The sequence below is a fragment of the Bartonella capreoli genome (assembly GCF_902813205.1).
GTDB classification, from domain to species: Bacteria; Pseudomonadota; Alphaproteobacteria; order Rhizobiales; family Rhizobiaceae; genus Bartonella; species Bartonella schoenbuchensis.
Genome location: NZ_CADDZX010000022.1, coordinates 1 through 4,177, shown reverse-complemented (window position 1 = coordinate 4,177; position 4,177 = coordinate 1). Strand labels below are relative to the sequence as shown.

Sequence of the window (4,177 nt, the reverse complement as noted above, 5' to 3'; positions counted from 1 at the left end):
GATTTATGTTACACGAGACAAGAAAAGCTCCAAAGGGGATGCTGAGATCGTTGTTGAGTTTTACACAAATCGTTAAAAGAGGGGGGCGTTTGTTCCTTACGTCCCCCCCTTTTAAATGTTGGGAATATTATTGATGGCTATTACGATTCATACAGGTGGCCCCATTGAGATAAAAGGGGAGATTATTCCTCATGATCAAAATTTTATTCAGATGGTTGGTGATATTCAAGATGAGATTGATGATCAAACCAATGAATATGTTGATCAGGTTCAAAATGCGATATTTTCAGCTATTCGCTTTTGTGAACGGTTTCCCTTTTATTTCAATGAAAGCCGTGAAGTTGTCTTGACCACATTGAAAGGCAAAAGCCGCTATGGAGATGAGGCTCATCCTTCAATCAGTGGGGCTATTCAGATTATTGATGCTTACATTGAGGGCAATAATCATAATAAGTCAAAGCTTTTGCGGGTAGATCCAATGGAGATTGAAGGGCTTGATGAGGCTCATCATGGTTTGCCCACACGCTATGCTTATTTTGCACAAAAGCTTGTTTTTTATCCAACACCCGATGATATTTATTCCATCAGGCTTATTCTTGACCCTATACGGGTTAAAACCATTGAGAATGCAAGACAAGCTTCTGTGTGGTTTTTGGAAGCTTATGAGCTTATCAAAACCCGTGCAAAATATGAGTTATATGCCAATATACTCAAAGAGCCACAGATGGCAGCAACAGCCCTTGCGATGTTTCAAGAACAGTTAAACGTTCTTCAAATTGAGACCTCACGGCGTAAAAACTTTGCACAGATTCAACACACGGATTTCTGATGACTTTTATCCCTATTGCTGAATTTAGACCAGACACTGCATTTATAAACAGTGGCTATTCGAATGAGATTGTGAATGTTTTGCCTGCCCCTCAGGCTTATATTCCCTTTCCAACGGTTGCACCTATCTCAGATCCGTTTCCCGATGAGATTTTAAGCGTGTATACTGTGCGTTCATCAGGTGGTGTGCGTATCATTGTGGGTTCACCAACCAAGCTTTACGCGTTTGATAATGGTACGCGTGGATGGAAAGATATCAGCAAGCCTGATACGCTCTATCATGCCAATGAGACAACGCCTTGGTCTTTTGCTTCTTTTGGGGATTACGTCATTGCTGTTAATAGCAACGATGCACCCCAGGTGCTTTCTTTAAAAAAGGATGAGAGATTTGATGATTTGGGAGGGGAGCCTCCACGGGCTGGTATTGTGCGTGTTTGGGGTGATTTTGTTTGTTTGATGAAGCTTACAGATTATCCAAACCGTGTGCATTGGTCTGGGTTAAATGATGCGCAGTGTTGGACTGTTGGAGAAAAAAGTTGTGATTATCAAGATTTTCCAGATGGTGAATATGTTCAAGGGTCAACACAAGCAACCAACCCATTCATCTTTATGCGATCTTCTATTTACCATGCGACATTTGTACCGGGCTCGAGCATTATATTTAGTTTTACGAAAGTAAAGGATAAAATAGGAGCAAAAAGCAGCACAGCCATTGCAAGCCGTGGGGAACATACTTTCTTTGTTGCTGATGATGGTTTTTACCAGATCAATAATGAAGGGGAGATGCTACCTATTGGTTTTGGTAAAGTTGATAAAACGGTTTTTACACTTTATCATAACTTTGCTATTGATGACATGAAAGCGTGCATTGATCCGGTTTATTCACGGGTATACTTCTCGATCAATGACGATATCGCTGGAATGCATATCTATGTTTATGATTGGATTTTACAGACATGGAGTGTCATCAAGGGGCATGATCTTTTCTTATTTCCCCTATTTGCAGTGGGTTATACTTTAGAGGGTCTCGATGAAGTCTCTAAGCGCTTGATAGATTTGCCCGCTTCTCTTGATAGTAAGATATGGCAAAATGGTGCCCCAGTATTGGGAGCGTTTAATCAAGATAATAGATTTGGGCTTTTTGCAGGTCCGCCGATGGAAGCGGTGATTGCATCACAAACGATTGGCAATACAACAAGACAGATAAACCTGATGAGTGAGGCTTTTGTTCAAGCCGATACAACAGAGGGTTTATTAAGCGTTGGGGCAGCTTTTATTTTAGATGATAAGAACAGGTTTCATTGGGCAGACGAGCGTTATGCGGGCTATAATCACGGGATGTATAATATTCGCTCACGGGCGCGTTATCATGCGTTGCGTTTGAGGATACCAGAGGGGACAGTGTGGACGCATATAACAGGTTTTGAAGTAACGCTCAAACCTGCAGGTATCAGATGAATTTGAAAGTTTATAACACACAGCAATGGAGTGCTCGGCAAATAGCACCCTATTGGCGTGATATTATAGGATCGATTGCTTATTTTATTGATAAGTTTCCCGATGATTATGATCTTGAGACACTTTTGAGCGATATTTTAAAGGGAGAAAAGCTTCTTTGGATTATCGTTGATGAGCACGAAAATTTTATGGCTCATGTCACCACTCAATTGGACCATCTTGTTACAGGGGTAAAGCGTGCAGTTATTGTGACCCTTGGAGGAAAAGGTGGGCAACATTTAAGCCAGGTTATCTCTTACATTGAGGACTATTACAAAGAACAAGGGGCAGACGAGCTTATCATCATAGGCCGGCGTGGATGGGAGAGATCTCTCAAAGAGCATGGCTACAGCGTTAATCTTTTAGAATATAGAAAGCAGCTTTAACATGGGAAAAAGTAGAAAACCAAAGATGACACAAAACACAACACAAACAAACGCCCCTCCTGCATGGGCACAAGGTATTTTTAAGCTTGGTGCCCATGATGCGATGAATCTCTACAACAATGGCAGTGGGAAGGAGGTTTATCAGGGGGATCGTGTTGCCAATTTGAGTGATCAGACATTGGGTGCGATTACAGGACTTAACAATACGGCTCAAAACTATAATAACAGCTATTTAAATGGGCTTGCCACAGGACCAAATGCAGCAAGTCAAAATTTAAGTAACATGGCTTCTGGAGCGCAAATAGGCGCTAACCCTTACTTTAATGAAGCCCTTCAAAACACATTAAACAATACAGCCAATTCTATTAACAGTTCAATGTCAGGAGCAGGGCGCTATGGTTCAGGGGCGCATACGGGGGTTCTTGCTAATGAATTGGGGGGCATCGCAACCCAAGCGATGTCACAGCAATATAACCAAGATGTCAACAATATGATGGCTGCCAATAGTTTGATTGACCAGGCAAACCAAAACCAGCTTGCAGGGGCTTCCAATTTCTTCCAAGGTCAAGGTCAGGCGAATATGAATGCGCTTGCGGGGGGCAGTTTGATTGATGCCAATAATCAGCAAAAACTTGATGCAGAGCGAGAAAAATGGGAGCAGCAGAATAATCTTGAATGGGATCAGTTAAGTAAGTTACTGGCCGCAGGAGGAGCTGTTTCTGGCAATTACGGTACACAAACAGGGAAAATGACAACACTTGTCCCAAACAATCCATGGGCAACTGTTGGAAGTATTGGGGGCATTATTGGTGGACTTACGGGGTTGAGTGATCGAAGAGCCAAGGAGAACATTGTTGAGGTTGGGTATAGAGATGGCCACAAACTCTATGATTATAACTACAAAGGGTGCTCTAAGCGCTATAGAGGGGTGATGGCGCAAGATGTTCTTGCAACAAACCCTGAGGCTGTTTTCTTAAATACTGCCACCGGATTCTTGCATGTTGATTATAGCAAGCTTGGTTTTAATATGGAAAGGGTTGCCTAATGTCTAGGTTTGATGCGTTAGATCCATCTTTGGATCAAGAAGATGGTAGCAATAATAAAGGGTTTATGCATTTTTTTGCTCGTTCTGACCCGTTCCTTAAGCATATCAATAAACAAGACAGGCGTTATAATCGACAAAAGGCTACTCTTCAGGATCTTATTCGAGGCGTTTATGAGGAACCTGAAGAAACGGGTAAAAAAGGGCTTAAAGATTTAATTGTATCTGTTATAGATTTAAAAAGTCAGATGCCCCCTTTGTCAGATTATTCAATCAAAACAAACAATGGCCCACAACCCTATCAGGGCAATTCTTTAGAGAATGCTGTGTCGTTGGCGCCCCAATCTGAATTTGTTTCTCCTATTGATATGCCTTCACAAAATGAAGCACAACAGCAACAAAAAGATGCAATGAATTATATTGC

The 4,177-nt window shown here is 41.7% G+C and carries 4 protein-coding genes and 1 pseudogene; all 5 read left to right on the top strand.

Going from position 1 to position 4,177, the window contains the following annotated elements:
- Positions 1-133: 133 nt before the first annotated feature.
- Positions 134-829, top strand: a complete 696-nt coding sequence (locus J7R05_RS06760; protein ID WP_208541713.1) for a phage adaptor protein — start codon at positions 134-136, stop codon at positions 827-829.
- On the top strand, positions 829-2,286 hold the full coding sequence (locus tag J7R05_RS06755; RefSeq protein ID WP_208541712.1) for a hypothetical protein: 1,458 nt from the start codon (positions 829-831) through the stop codon (positions 2,284-2,286). Before J7R05_RS06760 ends, J7R05_RS06755 begins: the two co-directional genes overlap by 1 nt.
- Entirely contained in the window at positions 2,283-2,711 is a 429-nt protein-coding gene (locus tag J7R05_RS06750; RefSeq protein ID WP_246468255.1) for a hypothetical protein, read from the top strand. The genes J7R05_RS06755 and J7R05_RS06750 overlap by 4 nt, the downstream gene beginning before the upstream one ends.
- A 1-nt stretch (position 2,712) precedes the next feature.
- Positions 2,713-3,756 carry a tail fiber domain-containing protein gene (locus J7R05_RS06745; RefSeq protein ID WP_208541711.1) on the top strand — a complete coding sequence of 348 codons (1,044 nt, stop codon included), beginning with the start codon at positions 2,713-2,715 and terminating at the stop codon, positions 3,754-3,756.
- Positions 3,756-4,177, top strand: a pseudogene (locus tag J7R05_RS06740) (hypothetical protein); the annotation flags it as partial. The gene J7R05_RS06745 and the pseudogene J7R05_RS06740, both read left to right, overlap by 1 nt.

What these genes read in the sequence shown, in the direction of transcription:
- J7R05_RS06760 (WP_208541713.1), top strand. Translation starts at nt 134, where the DNA reads ATGGCTATTACGATTCATACAGGTGGCCCCATTGAGATAAAAGGGGAG.
- J7R05_RS06755 (WP_208541712.1), top strand. Translation starts at nt 829, where the DNA reads ATGACTTTTATCCCTATTGCTGAATTTAGACCAGACACTGCATTTATA.
- J7R05_RS06750 (WP_246468255.1), top strand. Translation starts at nt 2,283, where the DNA reads ATGAATTTGAAAGTTTATAACACACAGCAATGGAGTGCTCGGCAAATA.
- J7R05_RS06745 (WP_208541711.1), top strand. Translation starts at nt 2,713, where the DNA reads ATGGGAAAAAGTAGAAAACCAAAGATGACACAAAACACAACACAAACA.